The organism is Sphaerisporangium sp. NPDC051011, from assembly GCF_040653595.1.
Classification (GTDB): Bacteria; Actinomycetota; Actinomycetes; order Streptosporangiales; family Streptosporangiaceae; genus Sphaerisporangium.
Map to the genome: position 1 here is coordinate 345,456 of NZ_JBFAGG010000005.1, position 22,233 is coordinate 367,688.

General features: G+C 68.7%; 21 protein-coding genes, 1 tRNA gene and 1 pseudogene. 13 read left to right on the forward strand and 10 right to left on the reverse strand.

Going from position 1 to position 22,233, the window contains the following annotated elements; genetic code table 11:
• Positions 1 to 13 precede the first annotated feature (13 nt).
• The 6 genes from AB0H21_RS14340 to AB0H21_RS14365 all read left to right on the forward strand — a co-directional run bounded on the left by AB0H21_RS14340 (position 14) and on the right by AB0H21_RS14365 (position 6,312).
• On the forward strand, positions 14 to 922 hold the full coding sequence (locus AB0H21_RS14340; protein WP_358516188.1) for a VOC family protein: 909 nt from the start codon (positions 14 to 16) through the stop codon (positions 920 to 922).
• A 17-nt stretch (positions 923 to 939) separates the two neighbouring features.
• A complete protein-coding gene (locus AB0H21_RS14345) occupies positions 940 to 1,449 on the forward strand; it encodes a VOC family protein (RefSeq protein ID WP_358516191.1) in 510 nt (169 codons plus the stop codon).
• A gap of 37 nt (positions 1,450 to 1,486) precedes the next feature.
• Positions 1,487 to 1,732 (forward strand): FAD-dependent monooxygenase, encoded by a 246-nt coding sequence (locus AB0H21_RS14350; protein WP_358516194.1) that lies wholly within the window; start codon positions 1,487 to 1,489, stop codon positions 1,730 to 1,732.
• Positions 1,733 to 2,168: 436 nt separating this feature from the next.
• Positions 2,169 to 3,806, forward strand: a complete 1,638-nt coding sequence (locus AB0H21_RS14355) for a DUF885 domain-containing protein (RefSeq protein ID WP_358516197.1) — start codon at positions 2,169 to 2,171, stop codon at positions 3,804 to 3,806.
• Positions 3,807 to 3,929: 123 nt separating this feature from the next.
• Positions 3,930 to 5,879 (forward strand): prolyl oligopeptidase family serine peptidase, encoded by a 1,950-nt coding sequence (locus AB0H21_RS14360; protein ID WP_358516200.1) that lies wholly within the window; start codon positions 3,930 to 3,932, stop codon positions 5,877 to 5,879.
• 1 nt (position 5,880) lies between these two features.
• Positions 5,881 to 6,312 carry a M55 family metallopeptidase gene (locus AB0H21_RS14365; RefSeq protein WP_358516203.1) on the forward strand — a complete coding sequence of 144 codons (432 nt, stop codon included), beginning with the start codon at positions 5,881 to 5,883 and terminating at the stop codon, positions 6,310 to 6,312.
• Positions 6,313 to 6,395: 83 nt separating this feature from the next.
• Here AB0H21_RS14365 and AB0H21_RS14370 read toward each other — a convergent pair whose 3' ends face one another.
• The 6 genes and pseudogenes from AB0H21_RS14370 to AB0H21_RS14395 all read right to left on the reverse strand — a co-directional run bounded on the left by AB0H21_RS14370 (position 6,396) and on the right by AB0H21_RS14395 (position 11,401).
• Positions 6,396 to 6,686: a prolyl oligopeptidase family serine peptidase gene (locus tag AB0H21_RS14370; protein ID WP_358516206.1), complete on the reverse strand. Its 291-nt coding sequence runs from the start codon at positions 6,684 to 6,686 to the stop codon at positions 6,396 to 6,398.
• A complete protein-coding gene (locus AB0H21_RS14375; RefSeq protein ID WP_358516209.1) occupies positions 6,683 to 7,207 on the reverse strand; it encodes a prolyl oligopeptidase family serine peptidase in 525 nt (174 codons plus the stop codon). The genes AB0H21_RS14370 and AB0H21_RS14375 overlap by 4 nt, the downstream gene beginning before the upstream one ends.
• Before the next feature lie 49 nt (positions 7,208 to 7,256).
• Positions 7,257 to 7,508, reverse strand: a pseudogene (locus AB0H21_RS14380) (DPP IV N-terminal domain-containing protein); the annotation flags it as partial.
• Between the two features lie 261 nt (positions 7,509 to 7,769).
• The gene (locus tag AB0H21_RS14385) at positions 7,770 to 8,192 is read right to left on the reverse strand and encodes a hypothetical protein (RefSeq protein ID WP_358516212.1); all 423 of its coding nucleotides are present in this window, start codon (positions 8,190 to 8,192) and stop codon (positions 7,770 to 7,772) included.
• 85 nt (positions 8,193 to 8,277) lie between these two features.
• Positions 8,278 to 10,506: a DPP IV N-terminal domain-containing protein gene (locus AB0H21_RS14390; protein ID WP_358516215.1), complete on the reverse strand. Its 2,229-nt coding sequence runs from the start codon at positions 10,504 to 10,506 to the stop codon at positions 8,278 to 8,280.
• A 403-nt stretch (positions 10,507 to 10,909) separates the two neighbouring features.
• On the reverse strand, positions 10,910 to 11,401 hold the full coding sequence (locus tag AB0H21_RS14395; protein ID WP_358516218.1) for a helix-turn-helix domain-containing protein: 492 nt from the start codon (positions 11,399 to 11,401) through the stop codon (positions 10,910 to 10,912).
• Positions 11,402 to 11,695: 294 nt separating this feature from the next.
• On the opposite strand from AB0H21_RS14395, the gene AB0H21_RS14400 reads away from it, so the two are divergent.
• The 4 genes from AB0H21_RS14400 to AB0H21_RS14415 all read left to right on the forward strand — a co-directional run bounded on the left by AB0H21_RS14400 (position 11,696) and on the right by AB0H21_RS14415 (position 16,100).
• A complete protein-coding gene (locus tag AB0H21_RS14400; protein ID WP_358516221.1) occupies positions 11,696 to 13,150 on the forward strand; it encodes an MFS transporter in 1,455 nt (484 codons plus the stop codon).
• Positions 13,151 to 13,176: 26 nt separating this feature from the next.
• On the forward strand, positions 13,177 to 13,608 hold the full coding sequence (locus tag AB0H21_RS14405; protein WP_358516224.1) for a hypothetical protein: 432 nt from the start codon (positions 13,177 to 13,179) through the stop codon (positions 13,606 to 13,608).
• A gap of 144 nt (positions 13,609 to 13,752) precedes the next feature.
• Complete coding sequence (locus AB0H21_RS14410) at positions 13,753 to 14,970, forward strand: helix-turn-helix domain-containing protein (RefSeq protein ID WP_358516227.1); 1,218 nt, start codon at positions 13,753 to 13,755, stop codon at positions 14,968 to 14,970.
• A gap of 335 nt (positions 14,971 to 15,305) precedes the next feature.
• Entirely contained in the window at positions 15,306 to 16,100 is a 795-nt protein-coding gene (locus AB0H21_RS14415; protein ID WP_358516230.1) for a helix-turn-helix transcriptional regulator, read from the forward strand.
• A 341-nt stretch (positions 16,101 to 16,441) separates the two neighbouring features.
• Here AB0H21_RS14415 and AB0H21_RS14420 read toward each other — a convergent pair.
• Positions 16,442 to 16,513 (reverse strand) — tRNA-Arg (locus tag AB0H21_RS14420).
• A 71-nt stretch (positions 16,514 to 16,584) separates the two neighbouring features.
• Here AB0H21_RS14420 and AB0H21_RS14425 point away from each other — a divergent pair.
• Entirely contained in the window at positions 16,585 to 16,755 is a 171-nt protein-coding gene (locus tag AB0H21_RS14425) for a hypothetical protein (protein WP_358516233.1), read from the forward strand.
• A 24-nt stretch (positions 16,756 to 16,779) separates the two neighbouring features.
• Here the strand turns inward: AB0H21_RS14425 and AB0H21_RS14430 are convergent, their stop codons facing one another.
• On the reverse strand, positions 16,780 to 17,199 hold the full coding sequence (locus AB0H21_RS14430) for a C40 family peptidase (RefSeq protein ID WP_358516236.1): 420 nt from the start codon (positions 17,197 to 17,199) through the stop codon (positions 16,780 to 16,782).
• A 1,724-nt stretch (positions 17,200 to 18,923) separates the two neighbouring features.
• On the opposite strand from AB0H21_RS14430, the gene AB0H21_RS14435 reads away from it, so the two are divergent.
• Both AB0H21_RS14435 and AB0H21_RS14440 read left to right on the forward strand, forming a co-directional pair.
• Positions 18,924 to 19,469 (forward strand): dihydrofolate reductase family protein, encoded by a 546-nt coding sequence (locus AB0H21_RS14435; protein WP_358516239.1) that lies wholly within the window; start codon positions 18,924 to 18,926, stop codon positions 19,467 to 19,469.
• A 192-nt stretch (positions 19,470 to 19,661) separates the two neighbouring features.
• Complete coding sequence (locus AB0H21_RS14440) at positions 19,662 to 20,060, forward strand: response regulator (RefSeq protein ID WP_358516242.1); 399 nt, start codon at positions 19,662 to 19,664, stop codon at positions 20,058 to 20,060.
• A 66-nt stretch (positions 20,061 to 20,126) separates the two neighbouring features.
• Here the strand turns inward: AB0H21_RS14440 and AB0H21_RS14445 are convergent, their stop codons facing one another.
• Both AB0H21_RS14445 and AB0H21_RS14450 read right to left on the reverse strand, forming a co-directional pair.
• A complete protein-coding gene (locus AB0H21_RS14445; RefSeq protein ID WP_358516245.1) occupies positions 20,127 to 20,645 on the reverse strand; it encodes a YbhB/YbcL family Raf kinase inhibitor-like protein in 519 nt (172 codons plus the stop codon).
• Between the two features lie 119 nt (positions 20,646 to 20,764).
• Positions 20,765 to 22,171, reverse strand: coding sequence for a glycoside hydrolase family 16 protein (locus tag AB0H21_RS14450; protein ID WP_358516248.1), 1,407 nt, complete (start codon positions 22,169 to 22,171; stop codon positions 20,765 to 20,767).
• Between the last annotated feature and the right edge of the window lie 62 nt (positions 22,172 to 22,233).

Here is a 22,233-nt window from a genome sequence, read left to right on the forward strand (position 1 = left end):
AAGAGGACCGGCAATGTCAGAACGGATCCAGCCGGCGGTCAACGCCAGCAAGCTGGGCTACGTGGGGTTCAAGACCCCGGACGTCGATCGTCTCGTCGACTACTACACGAAGACCCTCGACTTCGTCGTCGTCGAGCGCGATACGACCTCGGCGTATCTCACCACCACGTTCGATCACCACTGCGTGGTCATCGAGCGGGCGCACGACAAGCAGGCGCGGAGCTTCGTCGGCCTCCAGGTGCGCGAAGACCTCGACGACGCCGCTCGCCGGATCAAGGCGCAGGGCTACGAGGTCGAACGCCGCAGCGATATCGCGCCGTCGACACCCGACGTGCTGATCGTCCAGGAGCCCCTGACAGGCACGCCCATTCACCTGTACGACGGGCAGTCGTCCAGCGGTGTGGAGGGCTACACGCCGCTTCGGCCGACCAAGCTCGGGCACGTCGCCGCGTACACGCCCGAGCTCGCACCGCTCCAGTCGTTCTACCAGGATCTGCTGGGCTTCCGGTGGTCGGACACCGTCGCCGACTTCTTCGTGTTCATGCGCTGCAACGCCGACCATCACGCGGCCAACTTCATGGCCTCGCGCAAGTACCAGGGGATGCATCACATCGCCTACGAGATGCGCGACCTCAACCATCTCCAGACCATGCTCGACCACCTCGCCACGGTGAAGACGCGCATCGAGTGGGGGCCGGGCAGACACGGCCCCGGGCACAACATCTTCACCTACCACCGGGATCCCGACGGCAACAACATCGAGCTTTTCACGCAGCTCGACACCATGACCGATGAGGCCAACGGCTACTTCGAGCCCAGGCCGTGGCACACGGACTTCCCGCAGTACCCGAAGACCTGGGAGGCCGACCTCGCCGCCATCAACAGCTGGGGGCCGATCGACTTCAACCAGATCGACCACTGACCTCGGAGAGCGACGGCATGCCAGGACTCAGCCTTCATCACATCTCGATCAACGTCGGGGACCTCGCCGACGCCGCGACGGAGGTCGCCGCAGCCGTGGGCGCCGGCCCGTTCTTCCAGCTGCCGGACACGCGCTGGGACCGCATCGAGGCGGGCGACGGCGACGTGGAGGCGCAGTGGGACCATTCGATCGCGTTCGGCTATGCGGGAGAGACCCTGATCGAGCTTTCCGTGAACCGCGCGCTCGCGCCGACCGAGCTCGAGCGGGCCCTCACGGGTCACCAGGTGAGCCACCTCGGCTTTTCCACCGAGGACTTCCCCGGAGCGTGCGAGCAGCTGATCCGCTCCGGTGCGCGCCGGATCCTGACCGCGGAGAACGCCGCGATGAGCATCTCGTACTTCGTCCACCCGCTGCTCGGCACCGTCGAGATCGTCAGCGAGAGCGAGCGGAGCCGGAGGATGCTGGGCGTCTTCCGCGAGGCCGCGCAGGGGTGGGACGGCCGGGACCCGTTGCGGCGGTTTCCCTGACGGCGTCCGCGAGCGCACATCGACAACTCGGTGGAACATGCCGAATCTACAGAATGCGACTCGGGACGATGAGGTCTTCGACGTCGTCGTGATCGGCTACGGGCCGGTCGGGCAGAGCATGGCGGCGCTGCTGGGACAGCGCGGCCGCAGCGTGGCCGTTATCGAGCGGTGGCCCGGTCTCTACGGGAGGGAGGGCTTCTCCGAACGGGCGGCGACGCGCTCGCCGGCCATCTCTCACCGCAGGGGCGGGTGGACGGGCGGACCGGCCGATTCGACGACGTGATCGGCGCAGGTTGGGTGCTCCTCGTGCGAGGAGTGCTACCGCCCGCCCTTGAGGGGGGCGACATCGACGTCTCGCCCGGCTGAAGGCGCACGTCGTGACCATGGACTCGGCCATCGACGTGGACCGAACGTACGCGGACTTCTTCGACGAGCACGGCGTGACGGCGATCCTCTACCGACCCGACTTCTACATCTTCGGCAGCGCCGCGAGGCTCGAGGACGTCGGGCCGTTGATCGCCGACTGGCCACGCGGTTCTCTGCGGGCCTCAGGCCGGCGGACGAAGCGGACGGCGTGGCCGCGCGGTGAGCGGACTCGAGGGCGTGTCCCCGTCGCCCGATGTGCAGCACGCGACGCGCGACAGGCGTCGAAAGCCTGCAGCAGGGCGCTCGACATCTGTCGATGGCAGCCGGGTAGATGTCGGCTCTAACATGCCTAAATGTCGCCCATACAACTCCTCGCTGATCGCGTCTTCGCCTACCGTCTCGACATCGACTGGTACATGCGCACCCGGATGGGACTTCCTGTCGAGAGGCTGCGTGTCGAGGGCGAGGACTCCTCACGCGCGGATGCCGCATTCGCCGCGACGGTGCTGGCGGACCTGCGCGGCACCGTCGCGAACCAGCCTCTCTCCGAGGACGACCTGCTGACGGCCGGGTTCCTGGAGCACCTCCTCGTCGGCTGGGTCGAGCGCGACCGCTCGCCGCTCCTCGGCTTCACGGTGACGCCCTACTCGAGCTACGGGATCGCCCTCGCACTGCAGACGGTCTTCCCCGGCTTCAGCGGCCCCGCGTCGAAGTACGTCTCCCTCGTCGCCGACCAGCGGGACCAGGTCATCGAGCTCAGGGAACGGCTCGTGCGACAGCGTGAGGCCGGCATCCTCATACCTGCTCCGGCCCTCCCGGGTGTGCGCGAGTCGCTGCGTCGGTTGCGCGGCGCGTCCGCAGCCGCGTTGCCGGCGTCCGCACCGAGTGAGGTGAGGGACCGTGCGGCCGCGCTCGTTGAGACCGAGGTCCTTCCGGCGTACGACGCTCTTCTGTCTCTGCTCGACGAGGAGTACAAGCAGGCGGCGCCGACGCAGCTCGGTCTCGGTCAGTACGATGGTGGTGAGGCGTTCTACCGGGCACTCGTGCGGGAGCAGACCGCGAGCGACCGCTCCCCGGAAGAGCTGCACCAGCTCGGGCTCGACCAGGTCGCCGAGCTGACGGAGAAGATGGCCATGGCCCGCGCCGACATGGGGATCGCCGGCACGGAGCAGGAGTTCCACGCCGAGCTGGCGACCGACCCTCGGGTCCACGCGTCGGCTCCTGAGGAGGTCGAGGCCCTCTTCCTCAAGCACATGGCACGGCTCGAGCCGCTGCTCAGCAGCTGGTTCAGCGTGCTGCCACGTGCGCCGTACGGCGTCGAGCGGCTGGCGCCCGAGTCCGAGGTGGGCATGACCTACGGCTACTACGAGGCGCCGACGATGTCCCAGCCGGTCGGCAGGTACCGCTGGAACGGCTCCGCTCTGGAGACCAAGTCGCTGCTCACCTACGCGACGTTGATCTTCCATGAGCTCGCTCCCGGGCACCACTTCCACATCGCGCGCCAGGCGGAGAACGCGGAGCTGCCGGACCTGCGTCGGTACTGTGGCGAGCTGACCTCGTTCAACGAGGGTTGGGCGGAGTACGCCGCCGGTCTGGGTTGGGAGATGGGCCTGTACGACGACCCGCTTGACGGCTACGGCCGGCTCGTGCACGAGCGCTTCACGGCCCAGAGGCTCGTCGTCGACACCGGGCTGCACCTGCACGGCTGGAGCCGTGAGAAGGCGGCCGCGTACATGAAGGCCAACACGACCGAGTCGGACGCGCAGGTAGCGAGCGAGGTGCTGCGCTACGGGACCGATCTGCCGGCGCAGGCCCTGGCCTACCGGGCGGGCTTCGTCGAGCTGAACCGCCTGCGCGCCAAGGCAGAGCAGACGCTGGGCGCGACCTTCGACGTGCGCGCGTTCCACGAGCAGCTGCTCGGCCCCGGGGCGTTACCGTTCCCGGTCATCGAGGGCCATCTCGACCGCTGGGCGAAGGAAGTGCGGCCGTGACCGTGACCGCGGACCCCGTCGTCGCCGGCGCAGGCGTGACCGGCTCGTCGATCGCCTACGAGTCGAGCTGCTCCTGCTGCCATACGTCAGCGCCGTGAAGGCTACGTCATGAGAGAAGAGACCATGGACCTGAGTATCGACTCGTCGGAATCCCTTGCGTGGCAGGCCGATCGCGACGAGAAGGCGGCGGCTCGTCTCGCGGGTCTGCCGGGCCGCGAGAGCCTCAAGCAGCGGATCGCCGGGAACCTCACGGACACCCGCGTCGCGCCTGTGACGCGCCGCGGCGATCGGTGGTTCCAGCTGGCCGTGCTCGAGCCGGATGCCGAGCAGCCGGTGGCTGTCGTCCGGGACGCGCCCGCGGGCGAGCCACGCGTGCTCGTCGACCCGAACGAGCTGACGGCGAAGCGTGGCAGGCCCGTGACGCTGTTGGGGATCTCCCCGTCCCCGGACGGCCGCACCTTGGCCTACCTCCTCATGGAGGCCGGCACCGAGGTCAACGAGCTCCGCCTGATCGACGTGCGGACCGGCGAGGCCCTGTCCGATGAGCTGCCGTGGAACGTCACGAACTTCGGCTGGTTGGCGGACTCGTCCAGCTTCTTGTGCACCACCCGCGAGGTGATCGACGGGGTGTCCGAGTGTCCCGTCTACCGGCACGTGCTGGGCACGACGCCGGGCGCCCCGATCCCAGCGCCCAAGGGCATCATTGGCGCACGTCCGGTCGTCTCGGCTGACGGGCGGCACGTCGCCCTGATGACGGGGAACACCGAGCAGCGCCTGGACTGGATCGTCCAGGACGGCGATCTCAGGCCGTTCCTCCGCGACCTGCCGGGTGGGTTCACCGGCGCGTTCCACGGCGACGACCTCATCGCGCTCGTCGACGACGGCGCTCCTCGCGGACGGCTCGTGCGTATCCCCGTCGCCACTGCCGCCGATCCCTCCACCTGGGTCGAGCTGGTCGCCGAGTCCGAGGACGTGCTGCGTTACGTCGACGTCGTCGGCGACGAGATCGTGCTCGGCTACCTTCGCGACGCGACGTGTCGCGTCCGGCTGCTCGACCTCGACGGCACCGTGGTCGAGGAGCTCGACCTTCCCGGCGACGGCACGGTGAGCACGCTTCCCGGCGGTGCCTCGCACCCCGCGCTCCCGATGTTCGCGAGCGGCGACGACGAGATCTCCTTCATCTACTCTTCGTTCGACACGTCGTGGACGGTCTACCGCTACATCGTCAGCGAGCGCCGGCTCGAGGTCGTCACGCCGCCGGCCGTCAAGCTGGACGGGCTCGTCGTCACGACGATCACGGCAGTCTCCAGCGACGACACCCCGTTGCCCACGCACGTCGTCCACCGCGCCGACATCGACACGTCGATGCCGCAGCCGACGCTGATCTACGGCTACGGCGGCTTCAACCTGGCGTACATCCCTTCCTTCGTGGCGGAGCACGCGGCGTGGGTCGAGTCAGGTGGGGTGTTCGTCCTGTCGCACCTGCGGGGCGGCAGCGACTTCGGCGCCGAGTGGTGGCGCCAGGGTACGCGGGAGCACAAGCAGCAGACCTTCGACGACCTCTACGCCGTCGCCGAGCACCTCATCGAGACCGGCCGGACCACCCCGCAGCAGCTTGCCGTCAAGGGCGAGAGCAACGGTGGACTGCTCGCCGGTGCGGCCATCACGCAGCGCCCCGACCTCTGGGCGGCCGTCGTCGCCGACGTGCCGATCCTCGACCTCATCGGGTATGAGCGGGACCCGCTGACCTACATGATCGGACGCGTCGAGTACGGCGACCCGCGCGTCCCGGTCGAGGCCGAGTGGCTGCGGGCCATCAGCCCGGTCCACAACGTTCAGCCGGCGGCCTACCCCGCGGTCCTGGTCACCGCGGGTGCGAACGACCCTCGCTGCCCGGTGTGGCACTCGCGCGTCTTCGTCGACCTTCTCGAGCGTGCGCAGACGGGCGACGCACCTGTCCTCCTCCGCGTCTACAGCGACCAGGGTCACACGGTCACCGGCCTGGATGCTGCGTCGAGCAAGAACTCCGACTGGCTCGCCTTCGTCGCCGCGGCGACGGGGCTTGGGCTCTGACATGGACAACCTGCTGCACGCGCGGCTCGACCCCCGGGCGCGGGTCACCTTCGGCACGCCGCGCGCGCAGTGCATGGTGCAAGGCGTCGACGCGGAGACCGATGTCGTGCTGTTCGTCGGCTACCACGCCCCTGCCGGTTGCCACGGTGTGCTCGCCCATACGTACTCGGGCTTCACCTCGGTGCGCGTCAACGGGGTCGAGCAGAGCGAGGCCTCGGGGAACGCGATCATCTGTGCGGCACACGGGGTGCCGGTGGGCATGGTCACCGGTGACGACGTGATCTGCGCGCAGGCCCGGGAGCTCTTCCTCTCGGTGGAGGTCGTCGAGGTCAAGCAGGCGGAGGGCTTCGCGCAGGAGCCGGCGCCGGCCATCTCGGCGGCCTTCTCCCTGATGTCGATCGCGGTCGGCCAGTTCGCGGCGGGTCGTCGCTAGCTGGGCGTGTGGTCGCGCGTGAGGCTGCTGCTCAAGCAGCAGCCTCACGAAGTGGTTCCAGTGTGTCGGGGGTCAGCGCGACCTCATGGCCGCAGGTGCCGGGCGAAGAAGCCGCCGGCCTTGCGCCAGAAGTAGCGGTCGTGGACCGAGTCGAAGCCGTGGTACTGCTCGGGGAGGACCACGAACTCGTGGTCCTTGCCCGCGCGGATCAGCGCCTCGGACATCTTCACCGAGTCGCCCCAGGTCGCATGGTCAGACGTGCCGGTAGCGATCATCAGCTCACCCTGCAGCTGACCGGCCAGCGTCAGCGTCTGCGCGGCCTCGTAGGCGTCGGGGTGGTCCTGCGGCAGCCCCAGGTAGCATTCGTAGATCACGCTCCCGTACGGGTCGAACCCGGGGCGAACGCCACCCCGGCGGAGTACACGTCAGGACGGTCGGCCAGCAGCCGGAACGTCGTGTAGCCACCCCAGGAGTGGCCGGTGACCCCGGCGCCGCGGGAGAGGTCGATGAAGCTGTGCCGCTCGGCGAGCTGCTTCAGGGCCTCCGCGTGGTCGTCAGCGAGGTGCCCGGCCCAGCTGCGGTAGACGACGTCGTGGAAGGCCTTGGACCGCTCGGGGGTGCCCCGCGCGTCGAGCACCACGGTGACGTAGCCCAGCTGCGCCAGTGCTGTCGGGGCGGTGCTCCACCACGTGCTGAAGGCGTGCGGGCAGACCGCCCACTGCGGTCCGCCGTAGGTGTACTCCACGACGGGGTAGCGCTCGTCGGGGTCGAACCCGGCGGGGAAGTACATGGTCCCCCAGAGCGTCGTCTCTCCGTCGGCGGCCAGCACGCTGAACTCCTGGGGTGGTGTCCAGCCCAGGTCGGTGAGCTTGCGGGCATCCCCGGCAGACCTCACCGAGCAGCTGGCCGTCCATCCGACGCAGCGACGTCACGGGAGGCTGCGCCGGGGTGGACACCGTGTCCAGGAACACCTCCCCGGACGGCGAGAGCATCATGTGGTGCACCCCTTCGCCGTCGGTGAGCTGCTCGACCGGACCACCGGTCAGCGGGACGCGACACAGGTGCACGTCGTAGGGGCGGCTCTGGTCGATGTGCGCGGTGAAGTAGACGAAGCCGCCGACGATCGCGGTCACGTCGACCACCGGCCACTCGCCGCTGGTCAGCTGGCCCAGCAGCCGGCCTGCGCTGTCGTAGCGGTAGAGGTGCGTAGCCGGCCTCGAGCAAGCGCGACATCAGAGGACGCGGTGCGTCGAGCCAAGCGACCTTGTCGTAGCAGGTCCTGATCAGGATGACCCCATGCCTGATCCAGATCGCCCGGAGCGACGACGTCGAGCGCCAGTCGGACGCCGTCGCGCATCGGCACGAGCAGCTCGTTCAGCCGCTGGGTCTCGACTTCTTCCGAATGGGCGGCGTGCGCTTGCCACCGAGCCCGACCATGGCCATGTCGTCGCGGCTCATCACTCGTCCACCGGTTCGCTGCCCTCGGGCCAGCGCACGGGCACGGTGGCCTCCCGCTGCGCGGCGGCCATGACGCCCGCGACCTGCTCGAAGACGATCATGTCGCCGATGACCTCGACACCGGGATCGAGATCCTTGCCGGCACGAGCGGCACGCGACGCCCGCACCATCCGGATGTGGTCTCCCACGAACGTCAGGTCCGCGGACGGGGGTGCCTCAAGGGAGAAGCGCACGCCGTCGCGTCCCAGGTGCACCGACCAGTGCACCGTCTCACCGTCGGGACCGCCGGACAGCTCATAGGCGAGGTCGTAGGACCGCGACAGGGTGGCCGTCGCCTCGGCGACGGCGGGCGACGCGGCCAGGCGCTCGTTTATGGCCTCGACGTGCTCAGCGGACATGAAGAGGGGTGACTCGGTCGTCATCGCGCGGGCTCCTTGGCCGAGATGTCCTGTAGATTCATGGCAACCGTCCTTTTCGTCGAAGTCTTTGGTGGTTCCGCTCGCCGCATCACATGGGGCCGGCGCCAAGATGAGTGGTGAAGAAGCCGATGACCTTCTGCCAGAAGTAGCCATCATGGACCGTGTCGTAGGCGTGGTACTGCTCGGGCAGCACGACGAACTCGTGCGGCCTCCCGGCGCGGATCAGGGCCTCGCTCATCTTCATCGCGTCGGGCCACGTGGCGTGGTCCGAGGACCCGCACGCGAGCAGGAAGGCGGCCTCCATACGCGCGGCCAGCGGGTAGCAGGACGCCTTCTCGTACGCCGATCGCTCGGTCTGTGGGAAGCCCAAGTAGCACTCGTACAGCACCGACGAGTACGGGTCGAACCCAGGCGCTGAGGATACCGCGGCGGTGTACACGTCCGGGCGCTCGGCCGCGAGCCGGAACGCGGAGTAGCCGCCCCAGCTGCGCCCGATGACCCCGACCTTGGCGTCGGACAGGAACGCGCGTCGCGCCTTGAGCTGCTCCACGGCGGCTGCGTGGTCCGGGACGAGCCCGGCGGTCCAGTCGTGGAAGACGACGTCGTGGAACGCCTTCGACCGCCCCGGGGTGCCACGGCCGTCGAGCACGAACGTCACGTACCCGAGCTGGGCGAGCGCCCGGGCATCCCTCGCGTACCACGAAAAGAATTCGTGCGGCGCGACGGCGATCTGCGGACCGCCGTACACGTACTCGACGAGTGGGTACTTCTTGCTCTCGTCGAAGTCGGCCGGGAAGAACATCACGCCCCACAGCTCGGTCTGGCCGTCCGCCGCCGTGACCGTGAACTGCTGGGACGGCGTCCAGGCAAGCCGCGAGGTGTCCACCGTCGAAAGTCCTGTCAAGAGCTTCCCGTCGACGCGGCGCAGTACCGACCGCGGAGCCTCGGACGGCGTGGACCAGGTGTCGACGAGGACCTCGCCGGAGGGCGAGAACATCGCGCCGTGCACCCCCTCGCCCTCGGACAGCCGTTCCACCGGCCCGCCGGCCAGCGGTACCCGCGCCAACTGCACGTCGTACGGACGGGCCTGGTCGAGGTGCGCGGTGAAGTAGACGTAGCCATCCGCGATGCGGTGGACGTAGTCGACCGGCCACTCCCCGTCCGTGAGCTGCCGGACCAGCGTGCCGTCGAGCGCGTAGAGGTAGAGGTGCTTCCAGCCGGACCGCTGCGACAGCCACACGAGCCCGTCGCCCGAGGGGGTCAGGAACAGCCCGGTCTTCTTCCCGAAGTAGATGTCGTGGTGGATGCGTACGAACGTGTCACCGTGCTCGGAGAACACCGGGGTGACCGCACCCTTCGTGGCGTCGGCGAGGACGACCTCGACACGCCGGCAGTCGCGGCTCATGACGAACACGACCAGCCTCGACCCGTCCGGCAGCCAGGCGACCGGCACGGGGTAGGTGTCGGTGGTGTCGCCCAGGTCGATCTCGACCGGAGCGCGACCGTAGAGGTCGAGGACGTGCAGCGTTGTGCGCTCCAGCGTCCCGCCGGCTTGGCCGTGGACGCGCCACACGAGCTCCTCCTCACGCTTGAGGAAGTGCACCTGCGGTGCTTGGTGCACCCCACGGTTTTCGACCTTGTAGGCGACCAGCCGTGAGCCGTCGGGCGAGAAGTTGCAGACCGGGAACGCCATGCCGATCACGGCGACCATCGGGTCGACCAGGTCGAAGCGGTACTCGTGCTCGGGCGAGCCATCGGTCGTCAGTGGCACGGTCCGGCCGTCCTGGGTGGAGCGGACGTGGACGTCGCCGTCCACGGTCGAGACGAAGTGCCGGCCGTCGGGCGAGAGCAGCTCCTGTGCCTTGACCGGGTCGACCAGCGGCTGCGTGCGCAGGAACTCCTGCGGTGTCCGACGGTACGTCTCCGAGACGCCGAGGTACGTGTCCACCACACTGTCGCCTGGCTGCTTGGTCACCGCGCCGCTGTCCAGGTCGACCAGCAGCTGACACGCACCGACCATCGTGGCGAGCAGGCGCGGACCGGCGAAACCCACGTATGCGAAGGGCAGACCGCGGCCTGGGGGTGTCTCCCCGGTCGCGGCAAGGATCGCCGCGCGGAGGGCGGGAACGTCAGGGAACAGGGGCTTCTTGTCGCCGGTCGCCAGGTCGACGAGCCAGCCGGCACGCTCATCGGCGGGGCCCTCGACAAACGCGAGGGACTTGCCGTCGGGTGACCACGCAGGCGTAAAGCGCCCGCCCATCACGAAGGTCTCGAAGTCGACGCGGACGAGGTCGAACGCGGCGTGTCCAGTGGGCATGGCGACTCCTCAGCTCGTGGGAGCGGGACGAAGGGGAGTGGTGTGGTCGACGCACCTGCCGAAGCCGGTTACCGCGAGAAGAACAAGGCCCGCTGCCGGCCGTGGACCTCGAAGAGCTCCCCCAGGCTCGGGCAACTCCGGCGTCGGTTGACGACCAGCGCTCGGCGTGTTCCGGAATCATTGCACAAAGTCACTGAACGTCGCGCCCGACAATTGTCAAAATCAGACAGCTACGAGCTCGACAGTTGTCGTCGTGGCGCAACCCGGCGGACGCGAAGTCTGCGGGGTTGGCACGCTGAGAAGAGGCCGGAAACGGGCATCCGCTAGACCTGCGCCAGCGAAGCTCGGCTGACGGTTCTTGACGTTGACGGACCAGACGGGCTGACTGCCGGATTGCGTCGGCTCACCCTTCTTTCCGCCGCCGTTCGGCTCGCCACTTCTCGTAGCGGTCCAACAGCTCTGGCATTTCCTGGTTGATGAACCAGTAGAAGTCGCGCATGTCACGGATTCTCGTGATCGCCCTGCCGTTGGATGCCTGCGCGCGGTCGAGGGTTGCGTCGAGCAGGTTCAGGATGTCGTTGAGGATCTCGATGTCCTCGCTGTACAGGCGAATCCAGAGGTCATCGCGTATTCGATAGTGGTCTCGCCGGGTCTCCGGTGAGACCGTCCGCTCGACCAAGCCCATCTGGAGCAGCAGCCTGCCGGAGTTCGACACCGCCGCCGGGCTGAGGCCGAGCACGTCGATGAGTTCCTTGCTGGACAGATCCGGCTCGTCGGTGATCATCAAGGCCCCCAGCATGCGACTGGCCGCCTTCGGCATCCGACCCGCGAACCGTTCGGCGAACTGCTCGATGAACTCCTCCGGCCGATCCGGAACGGCTTCGGCTCGTCGCATAGCGTAATCATACCAGCAGGTGGCATTTACAATTTACTAAATGCCGTCTATGGTTCGCTGACCGGCAACTTCAGTCCTGTAGTTGAGCCTCGTGGATCGTCGCTTGGAGGCTTCATGAACGAAACGGCGATCCTCGGGCCCGGGGGCATCTGCTCAGACACGCCGCAGGTATCCGCATTCGCAGCGGCACACGTCACCGATCGTCACGGACTTGCGCAGGTCGCCGGACGTGGTCAGCACCGCGACCGGCACAGGGGGACTTCCTTACTCGCCCGACCCTTCCGGGAGACCATCGTGCCCGACATCAACCCGACTGCTCCCCGCGCCGGATCCACACCTGTCACCATCGCCGTCCTGGCAGCGCTCGCCATCGCGATCGGTGCCTTGGAGAGCATGCCGCTGCCCGCGCTTCCCCTCATCCAGCGAGAGCTGGGCCTGAACCCGGCGCAAGCCGGGCTGCTGTCCACCACACTGATGCTCACCGCCTCCGTCACAATTCCGATCATCGCTAAGCTCGCAGATGCTCACGGCGGACGCCGGACACTGCTCGCGCTCACCTGGTGCGTCGTCGGCGGCGGCGCGGTATCGGCGTTCGCCGGATCGCTGCCGACGATGCTCTTCGGCCAGTTCCTGCAGGGGCTCGGGGCCGGCATCCTTCCGGTCGCGTTCGTAGTACTGCGCGAGTTGTTCCCGGAACGGATGTCCGTGTCGGTCGGCGTGGTCATCGGGTTCTTCACCGTCGGTGGCGGCGTCGGCGTCCTGACCGCGGGGCCACTCGCGGACGCGCTGTCCCGGCGCTGGATGTTCCTGCTGCCCACGCTGATCGTGATGGTCGTGGGTGTCGTCGCCCACTTCGCGCTCCCCCACCGCACTGTCCACACGAGGCAGGCCGCGCGCCTGGACTGGCTGGGCGGCATCCTGCTGGCGGCGACCCTGGCCACCCTCATGCTCAACCTGTCCTGGATCCCGCAGAACGGGTGGCTCTCCTTCAACACCCTCGCCCTGCTGATCCTGACCATCGTGTTCGGTGCCGCCTGGGTACTGGTCGAACGCCGCGCCGCCAACCCCATGCTGGACCTCCGTATGCTGCGCAGGCAGGGCGTCTGGAGCTCCAGCGTCGTCGCGGGTGTGCTGGGAGCGGGCTATTCGGTGCCGTACTTCCTGTTCCCCCAACTGCTGGCCATGCCGCCGGCGGTGGCGGGCTACGGTTTCGGGGCGTCACCGAGTGACATCAGCCTGTACTTGTTCCCCACTGTCGTCGTCGCGATCGTGGTCGGTCCGGTGACCGGGCTGCTCGTGCGCCGGATCGGTTCTCGGGCGGTCGTCGTAGGCGGGCTGATCCTGACGGCATCGGGCCCTCTGATCGCGACGATCTGGCACAGCTCGCCCTGGCACATCGTGCTCAGCCTGCTGCTGACGATCGGACTCGGTGCTGGCGCCGCTTCCACCGCCCTGTACACCGGGGTGATCGACTCGGTCGAGCAGGCCGACACGGGCGTCGCGACCGCCATCAGCGGCGTCGCGCGCGGGATCGGATTGTCGCTCGGTATCCAGATCTCCGCCGCGATCATCACCGCGGGCGCCGATCCCACTACGCATCTTCCCACTGAGCGGAGTTTCCAGGTCGGCTTCCTGCTGGCCGCCGCGGTCATTCTGCTCCCCCTCGTGATCGTGCACCTCGTTCCGGGCAGTGCGCGCCGAGCATCCACCTCGCCGAGTGCAGAGGTCACCGCACCAGCAGTCCCGTGACCGGGCCGGTGGAAAGATATGAACGCATGACCATCCACCGGCAAAGCCGGTACGACACCATCCAGACCCACCTACCGACGACACGGGAAGACATGACCACCCAGCGACCGACTGACAGACTGGCCGAACTCGCCTCCGAGTACTTCCGGCGGCAGTGCGCAGCTGACCCCTTCTGGGCAACGATGTTCGGCATTCCCGGTCACGACGCGGAGGTGCCCGATCCGAGCCGCGCCGCCGACCAGCGACGGCTGGAGGTGTTGGACGGTCTGCTCAAGGAGCTCGACGGGCTCGACGCTGCCGGTTTCGGCGACCAGGACCGGGTAACGTACGCGGGCGCCGACCACGACCGCGAACCCGTGCGGTACAAGGGCATGCACACCGGACTGGCCGTCGACCTCGGCAGTTTCTCCCGCAAGCGCGAGCGCAACGCCGGCAGCTCCGGCACGGTGATGGGCTGACCGTCCGCCGCCGGTCACGCAGCGTGCGGGGGTGGGTTCGCTCGGTCGGGTGAGCGCGCGGTCTGGGCATTCCCGGGCCGCGCGGTCTACCTTGGACGGCAGTCGGTGACTGCCCCCGCCGGCGGTCGAAAGGGAAGGGGTTCCATGTCGGACGGCGACCTCCAGTCCATTGTGGATGAACTCGCCGAGCGGCTGCGGCGCTCGGTCGCGATCGACGACCCGTCGATCCGGCTGCTCGCGGCGAGCCGGCACTTCGGCGACGAGGACGCGGTCCGGGTCACCTCCGTGCTCAACCGCGGGGTCGACTCCGCCATCACCGACCGGATCTTCGCGCTGGGCATCGCCCGCTGGAGCACGCCGGGCATCGTGGACATCGAAGGGGCGATGCCGCGGCTGTGCACTCCGGTGCGCTGCAACGGCATGCTGCTGGGCTATCTGTGGCTGATCGACAAGAACGGCGTATTCACCGACCGCGAGATGGCCGCCGCGACCGAAGCGGCGGCCACCGCCGGCACCATGCTCTACCGCCGACTGCTCCTGCACGAACGCTCGAAGGCGCGGCAGGAAGGCATCCTGCGGGAACTCGTCTCCCCCGATGTCGCCGTGCGCACGCAGGCAGTCGAGGACTTGCGCGCCGAGCAGCTTTTCGGTGACGACTGTACGAGTTTCACCGTGCTCGCCGTGCAATGCCGGATCCCCCAGACGACCTCGGCCCCGCAGCAGGTCGCCTTCGAGGCCGCGATCGAGGACGGCGTGCGCGCGGTCAGCGCTGATGTCGCCCTGATGGTGGCCAACCGGTCGCGTGCGTGGATCTTGCTGATCCAGCGCCAGGCACCGGCGAAAGCGCTGGTGGATTGCGTGGCCGAGCGGATCACCAGCCGGTTCCGCAGGCTCACCGACGACACCGCGCGCCTGTTCTTCGGGCTGGGCGGCACCGTCGGCAAGCTCGACGCCGTGGTCACTTCCTACCAGCAGGCGTTGCTGGCCGCCCGCGCCGCGCTGTTGCTGCCCAGCATCGGCGAACTCGCCCGCTGGGGCGAGTTGGGCCCGTACGAACTGCTGCTCAAACTGCCCCTGGACGACCTGCTCGCCACGTCCCCGGTGCCTGCCCTGGTGGCGCTGGAGGAGGACAACCACCACGTCCTCCTCGAAACCCTGACCGATTTCTTCGACCACGGCGGCAACATCCAGCGCACCGTGGACTCCCTGCGCATCCACCGCGCCACGCTGTACCAACGCCTCAAACGCGTCGAACAGATCACCGGCTGCAACATCAACAACGGCGACGATCGGCTCATGTTGCACCTGGGCCTCAAACTTCGCGCCATCGCCGCCGCGTACCGCGACGAGTTCGGCGGCTGATCCCGCGCGGTGTCGGCATCAGCGGTGTAGAGCCCGGACTCCGCGACACCGCCGATTCCCCGCGGAGTCCGTCTACTTTCGGACAGTGTCGGCACGGCGCTCATGCAGCCACCGTGCTTCCTGTCGCGAGGGCGCGGAACCGGCTGCCGTGGAAGACCAACGGGGCCTCGCCCGGTCGTGACCTCAGGCCGAGAATCTCCAGGAGCACCCCGCGACCCGGACACGGGCCGACTGGAAGCAGCCTCCCACAACCGCAACAACAGCGCGGCCGTCGCATACTGACCTCGGCCGTCCGGAGTGGGGCCGGCCTGCCGCCCGACGGGCGCGTGCGCCGCGTGCCAGGCCTGCGGCGCGAGGAAGTCGCTCTGCTGGCCGGAGTCTCCACCGACTACTACGCCCGTCTCGAGCAAGGCCGGCGGATCACGCCCTCCGCTGCCGTGGTCGAGGCGATTGGCCGGGCTCTCGGACTCGACGCGGCGGGACGGGCACATCTCGAGGACCTCATCGGGCTGCCCGCGGCACCGGCTCAGCGACGCTCCCGCAGCGCGCAACGAGTGCGTCCAGGGCTCTACCAGCTCCTCGACTCTCTCGACGGCGAGCCCGCGCTCGTGCTCGGCCGCCGCACCGACATCCTGGCCACCAACAGGATGGCCAAGGCACTGTTCGCTGACTTCGACCGGCTGCCCGCGAAGCAACGCAACTACGCCCGCTGGATGTTCCTCGACGAAGACGCGCGATCACTGTTCATGGACTGGCCAGACATGGCCCGGGCCGCGGTCGAGAGCCTGCGATTCGAGGTCGGCCGCGACCCTGACGACAGTGCCACCATCGCCCTCGTCACCGAACTTCGCGAACAGAGCCTCGAATTCGACCAGTGGTGGGAACAACACCGAGTCCACCAACGCACCCACGGCTCGAAGCGGCTACGTCACCCGCTCGTCGGGGAGCTGACCGTCGAGTACGAGACGCTTGCCCTGCCCGGTGACCCGGACACAGCCCTGTACATCTACACCACCGAGCCGGGGTCACCCTCACGGCGGGCCCTTGATCTCCTCGCGAGCTGGGCGGCTTCCGGCCTGGGCCCCGATGCGGGGCGTCACCGTCAGACCGGCTCTATCGACGCTCAGTGACCAGCAGTACGAGCCGTTCGGCCGGTACGCGGACCTGGCCCGTGCTCGCAAGGCGAAGTCAGAAGAGCTGAACGCCCTGGCCGGCAAGCCACAGCCCACGGAAGGTCTCGGCCTCCTCGATGAACTCCCACGGTTGGCCTGGCCATGGTGCCCGAAGATCTGCAACGCCAGCTCTTCGACGCCTTCCATCTGGAGCTTCGCTATCGGTACGACGCCCACCAGATCCTGATCAGGATCACTGTTAAGGAGGCCAACTTGCCTGCGATCCAGGCGCTCACAAAGCAGACCGCCGACCCGCCTGATGGCGGATCGGCGCCGGGAGATCTTTCCCTTCTGCTGTGTGCCCCCTGCAGGATTCGAACCTGCGCACCCGGCTCCGGAGGCCGGTGCTCTATCCCCTGAGCTAAGGGGGCTCAACGAGTGATAAGGCTACCAGCATCTGGAGGTCGTTCGTCACTTGGAATAGGGATCACGATCATGGTGGGTGGGCGTGGTCGGCCGGGGCCTGTGTGGTTCCGGCGGCGTGGGGGCGCTGCGCGGGCGGGCCGCGGCCGCGGGCAGCGCGGGGGCGGCGGTGCTCTCCAGCGGCCGCGTCGTGTCCGGCATGGGAGATGCGTGGCCGGGGTCGGCGGGTTGGCGCGAGCCCCGGCCGTGATCGGGTTGAGTTGAACCTGAAGGCTCAGGTGCTCGGGTGGGTAGCGGCTCGGATGCTCGGGCGGGTGGCGGCTTGGGGGCTTGGGCGGGTGGCAGGCCGGATGGCGCCGCGGTAGCGGGCTCGGTAGTAGGGCGAGTGGAGGAAGTCGACCTTGCGGACCACGTCGCCGGTCTTCGGGGCGTGGATCATCACGCCGTTCTTGAGGTAGATGCCCACATGGGTCGGGTCGCCGGTGCCACCACCGAAGAAGACAAGGTCGCCTGGCTGGAGGCGCGAGATGGGGATCTTGGTGCCCCGGGCGAACTGGCTGCCGGTGTAATGCGGGAGGGAGACGCCGGCTCGGGCCCAGGCGTAGAGAGCCAGCCCCGAACAGTCGAAGCCGCCACGGGTCGCCCCTGAGGTCGATCCGCCACCCCAGACGTAAGGCGTCCCAAGCTGACGCAACGCGGCCGCTACGACGATCGTCCCCGCCAGGGTTCTACGAGCCTGGCCAGAAGCGTGGCTGCGAGGATGTTTTAACGACTGCGACGTGTGAGCCCCGGCGTGCAGCCCCGATGGGGCTGATGTCCGGGACGCCCCCGAGTCGCCCAAGACCTTGGAGGTGCCATGCGGCACCGATTCCGCGGTCGGCTTACCGGCAGCCGCGTGATTACCGGCTGCCGCGGGCTTGCCGCGTGCCGTCGGGTGTTCCTGCGTCGGCGCCTGAGCCGGCTGGGGAGCTTGGGCTGCGGGTACGCGGGGCCCTGGGCGGAGGAGTGGCACTGTGGACAGGAGTTGCGCCGCGCGGACCAGGTGGGCTGTCGAGAGGAGTCGGCCCGGCTGGAGGAGTTGCGCTAGCTCGGAGAGTTGCGATTGAGGTGCCTGCATTCGCGCCGAGGGTTGCGGTAGTCCGAGGATTCCTGGAGGGCTGGGTACGCGGGCCGGTTGGTGGACCTTGTGTACTGGATGGTCTTCATCGTCTTCGTCATGCTCGGCCGAGGGCTGTGGGCTGTGCATCGGAGCGGGAAGTGCCCAGGTGCGGGCGCCCGGTGTGCCGTGAGGGTCAATCTGGGGTGTGCGTGAGGGGCGTCGGTGCGTCGTCGTGGATGGGCAGGAGTCTGCCGCTGCTTCGTTTTCAAGGGAGGCGCCTGGCTGTGGGGATATCGCGATGGACTTCGCCGCATCTGTAACGGCCAACCGGGTGACCTCGGACTCAGTGGATCCGTCGGGCTTCGATACAGCCAGCCGAGCGGCCCCCGACACGGTGACCCCGTCCACCTCCGGCACGGCGAGCCGGGCGGGCTCCGAGGTGGTGAGGCGAATGGCTCCCGTCGCGGTGAAACCGACCGCGTCCGATGCGGTGGGTCTGGCGGTGTCCGGCCTGGTGAAGCCTGCTGCCTTTGATGCGGTAAGGCGGGTGGCCTTCGAGGTGGGGGCCGGTGCGGTGTTCGGAGACGGCGGGGAGGCGTGGGCGTGGTGGCCGGGGGGCCAGCGGAGGTGGGTGCATCGGGTGAGCCTCGGGCCGGGGGTGGCCTCGTTGGAACCTGGTGAAGTCTCCGTGGAAGCTGCTGAAAGGGCCGCCCCCGTGACGAGGACGGTGGTGACGAGCATCGTGATCACGGATGCCCTCCTTGGGCTCGATGAGGAATCGAGGCCCCAGGGTCCGACGAGCGGGGTCCTCGCCGCCGAGCCGAATCTCGCTCTGTGGATGAAGGGGAGTCGGCCGCTTCCCTGCGGGCTCGCCCGCACCGCCCTGACCTGGGACAAAGACAGAGACGGGACAGTATCCCTGGTGGGGTTGTGGATAACTCGCCGCCTCGCACCTGGCGCGGCGGCTGACCCGTCATCTCAGGATCGTCATGGAGTTGGGCGGATCGGGATTTGCCGGAGCCGGTGTCGTTTCTGTACAAGACCCGGGTGGTCGTTCGCACCTAAGCTCCCAGGCGCAGCCATCGTCATGGCGGAGGGGCTCGCGGCCGGGGTCGGTACCCAGGTCACGGTGCTGCTCGGCCGTCGTACGAACGACGGGGTGCCGGCCGGAGGCTGGACTGGGTGCCGTGCGCGGCACGCCGGTCGGCTCACTCCTCCGCTGCCGGTGCTCAACGAGGAGGTCGTCGTGACGAAGCTGGTAGAGCCGGGTCATGATCGGGGGCCACTCCTCGTCATCCCAACGAAACAGGAGCAGAGCTATGGCTAAGATCGTTTCCAACTTCTTCATCTCGCTGGACGGCGTGGTCGCCTCGCCGGACCAGTGGCACTTCCCGTACTGGAACGACGAGATGGGCGCCGCGGTCCAGGCGGGTATGGCGGACGCGAGCGGGTTCCTGATGGGCCGGAAGCTGTACGAGGAGTGGTCCGCGTACTGGACCACGGCGGACCAGGATCTGGACTTCGCGGCGTTCATCAACAACGCCGACAAGTACGTCCTGTCGAACACCCTGGAGAAGGCCGAGTGGAACAACACCACCCTCATCTCCGGTGACGTCGCGGCCAAACTGCGCGAGGTGAAGGAGCGGACCGACGGCACCATTCAGATGTCCGGCTCGGCGACGACCGTGCGGTGGCTTCTGGCAAACGGGCTGCTCGACGAGCTGAAGCTGCTCGTCCACCCGATCGCGGTCGGCCACGGCCGGCGGCTGTTCGAGGACGCCCCGACCCACCCGCTGAAGCTGGTCAGCTCCGAGACCTTCAAGACGGGCGTGCTCAACCTGACCTACGTTCCGGACGCCGGCTGACCGATGCCCCGGGGACGCCGCCATGGTCCGGGGCCGTGGACGGGCCGTGGATGGGCCGTGGATGGGCCGTGGTCATGGCGGCGTGCCACAGCCGGCACGAGACGTCCCTCAGGCGCCAGACCGTGTTGCAGGCGGGTGAGAAGTTCGGGGAAAGGGTCGCGTGAGGGCGGCTCAGGAGTTAGCCTCGCGCCCGTGGAAGAGCTTCTGGGACGCGTGCTGGTCGTGGACGACGACGAGGTGATTCGGCAGCTCATCGCCGTCAACCTCAATCTGGAGGGCTTCCAGGTCGAGACGGCGACCGACGGGCAGGACTGCCTTGATCGGGTGGGGGCGGTTCAGCCGGACGTCATCACGCTGGACGTGATGATGCCGCGGCTGGACGGCTGGATGACGGCCACCAAGCTGCGCGCCGACGAGCGGACCAGTCACATCAAGATCATGATGATCACGGCCCGCGCCCAGGAGGACGACAAGAAGCGCGGCCTCGCGATCGGCGTCGACGCCTACCTGACAAAGCCGTTCGACCCGGCCGAGTTGATCCAGGTCGTGAGAGATCTGGCCTTGTCCGCCCGCACGGGATCCGGCGGCTGAGCACCGCCCCGTCCGGCGACCGAGCGACGCGGTCTCCTGCGGCCGGAGCGCGCCGTGCGACGGCCCTCAGCGTGCGAACGTGCCGATGGTCTCCCCCGAGGCGATGGCCGCGTCCTTGATCCGCCGGTGGAGCGTCTGCGGATCGCCGGACGCCGTGACGGCCTCGGGCAGCGCGTACACGATGAAGTGGTAGTGGTGGACGCCGCTCGGCGGGCACGGTCCCTTGTACGCCGGATCGCCGCCGCTCCCCCGTGCCACCGTCCCGGGCGCCGTGCCCTCGTCGGCACGGGTCGTGGTGGCGGGGATGCCGGTCACGATCCAGTGGATGTAGGAGCCGCCGGGCGCGTCCGGATCGTCGACGACGAGGGCCAGCTCGCGGGCGGACGAGGGTACCCCGCTCCAGGTGAGCGGGGGCGAGACGTCCTGGCCGCCTCGGGCCGCGCAGGCGTACTTCTTCGGGATCTCGGCGCCCTCGGCGAAGGCGGGGCTCGCGACCTTGAGACCGGACGCCGGCGTGGCCCCCTCGGCCGAGCAGCCGGCGAGCGTGATCGCCGCGGCGAGCACCAGAGCGTTTCCGATCTTCATATTCCCAGCATAACCAGGCCGCCTGCCCCGTCCGGGGAGTGCCGCGCCACGACACCCCGTCACGAGGAAAGGGCCCGCGCCTCTTGGGGGGTGGAGAGGCGCGGGCCGTGGGGAGGGGGTCAGTTACCGAAGGTGAACCAGTTGAGGTTGACGTAGTCGGCCGACTGCCCGCTGGAGAAGGTGATGTAGACGGTGTGCGTGCCGGTCACCCCGGCGATGTTGGCCGGGACGGTGCGCCAGCTCTGCCATCCGCCGGTGTCGCCGATGGCGAAGTCGCCGATGGGCGCGGCGCTGAGGCTGTCGAGACGCACCTGGACGAGGCCGCTCGCGGCGCCCGCCCCCGACGCGACGCGCGCGACGAACTGGGTGGCCGGGGTGGACCCGAAGTTCACCCCGTCGTACCGGAGCCAGTCGCCGTTGGCGATGTGGGAGACGTTGCTGCCGCCCCCTGCGTCGGTGGTGGCCTCGGTCTGGGTGCCGGACTGCGCCTGGTAGTTCTCGGCCTGGATGGTGGAGCGCGCGTCCACGCCACCGCCGGGCGGCGGCGAGGTGGGCGGGCCGGTGGGCCCGGTGCCGCTCTGCCAGACGGCGACGTAGTCGACGACCATAGGGCGGCCGGAGACGGTCGCCGCCGTCGGGGTCTGCCCGCCGAGCGCGTTGGGGAAGGCGCCGCCCATGGCGACGTTGAGCAGCAGGAAGTACCCCGCGTGGCCGGTCATGTTGTTCCAGGTGCCCGCGTCGACCTGGTTCTGGGTGACGCTGTGGAACTGCTGGCCGTCGACGTACCAGCGCAGGGCGTTGGGGGTGGAGGCGCGGTCCCATTCGAACCGATAGGTGTGGAACGCCGACTGGCAGGTGGATCCGGGGCACGGCCGGTTGGCGCCGAGGCCGGTGGTCTCGTTGCACGGCCCGCCGGGGCTGACGCCGCAGTGCAGCACGGCCCAGACGGAGTTGATGCCGTTGACGTTCTCCATGATGTCGAACTCGCCGATGCCCGGCCAGTTCCAGTAGTTACCCCGGTAGGGCGCGCCGAGGGCCCAGAAGGCGGGCCAGTAGCCGAGGGCGGCGTCGCCGGTGACGTTGGGCATCTGGATGCGGCCCTCGATACGCAGGACGCGCCCCGCGTCGGGCTTGAAGTCGGCGCGGCGGGTCTCGATGCGGGCGGACGTCCAGTTCTGGCCGCTGCCGATCGGGGTGATGCGCAGGTTGCCGGTGCCGTCGAGGCTGACGTTGGACGGGCTGGCGGTGTAGTTCTGGATCTCTCCCGTGCCCCAGTTGGCGGGGCCGCCCGGGTAGGCGTGCCCGGTGTCGATGATCCAGTTGGCGGACGACGGGAGGGTGCCGGCCGCGCCGTTGAAGTCGTCGCTCCAGACGAGGCTCCAGCCGCTCGGCGTGGGGGGCACGGCGGCGCCTGCGGGGTTCGTCACGGCGAGGGCGATGAGGGGCAGGATCGCGGCGCCGATGACGATCAGCAGTGCGCGGATTCGGGGGCGGCGCCTTTCGGTGGGTCGGGTCGGTGAGTCCATGCTCGTCCTCATATCTCGGGGTGGATCGCAGATGTGCTGGAGATCAGAGCGGACCGTGCCGG

Coding starts and splice junctions, on each gene's coding strand:
- AB0H21_RS14340 (WP_358516188.1), top strand. CDS start 14: ATGTCAGAACGGATCCAGCCGGCGGTCAACGCCAGCAAGCTGGGCTAC.
- AB0H21_RS14345 (WP_358516191.1), top strand. CDS start 940: ATGCCAGGACTCAGCCTTCATCACATCTCGATCAACGTCGGGGACCTC.
- AB0H21_RS14350 (WP_358516194.1), top strand. CDS start 1,487: ATGCCGAATCTACAGAATGCGACTCGGGACGATGAGGTCTTCGACGTC.
- AB0H21_RS14355 (WP_358516197.1), top strand. CDS start 2,169: ATGTCGCCCATACAACTCCTCGCTGATCGCGTCTTCGCCTACCGTCTC.
- AB0H21_RS14360 (WP_358516200.1), top strand. CDS start 3,930: ATGGACCTGAGTATCGACTCGTCGGAATCCCTTGCGTGGCAGGCCGAT.
- AB0H21_RS14365 (WP_358516203.1), top strand. CDS start 5,881: ATGGACAACCTGCTGCACGCGCGGCTCGACCCCCGGGCGCGGGTCACC.
- AB0H21_RS14385 (WP_358516212.1), bottom strand. CDS start 8,192: ATGACGACCGAGTCACCCCTCTTCATGTCCGCTGAGCACGTCGAGGCC.
- AB0H21_RS14390 (WP_358516215.1), bottom strand. CDS start 10,506: ATGCCCACTGGACACGCCGCGTTCGACCTCGTCCGCGTCGACTTCGAG.
- AB0H21_RS14395 (WP_358516218.1), bottom strand. CDS start 11,401: ATGCGACGAGCCGAAGCCGTTCCGGATCGGCCGGAGGAGTTCATCGAG.
- AB0H21_RS14405 (WP_358516224.1), top strand. CDS start 13,177: ATGACCATCCACCGGCAAAGCCGGTACGACACCATCCAGACCCACCTA.
- AB0H21_RS14410 (WP_358516227.1), top strand. CDS start 13,753: ATGTCGGACGGCGACCTCCAGTCCATTGTGGATGAACTCGCCGAGCGG.
- AB0H21_RS14435 (WP_358516239.1), top strand. CDS start 18,924: ATGGCTAAGATCGTTTCCAACTTCTTCATCTCGCTGGACGGCGTGGTC.
- AB0H21_RS14445 (WP_358516245.1), bottom strand. CDS start 20,645: ATGAAGATCGGAAACGCTCTGGTGCTCGCCGCGGCGATCACGCTCGCC.
- AB0H21_RS14450 (WP_358516248.1), bottom strand. CDS start 22,171: ATGGACTCACCGACCCGACCCACCGAAAGGCGCCGCCCCCGAATCCGC.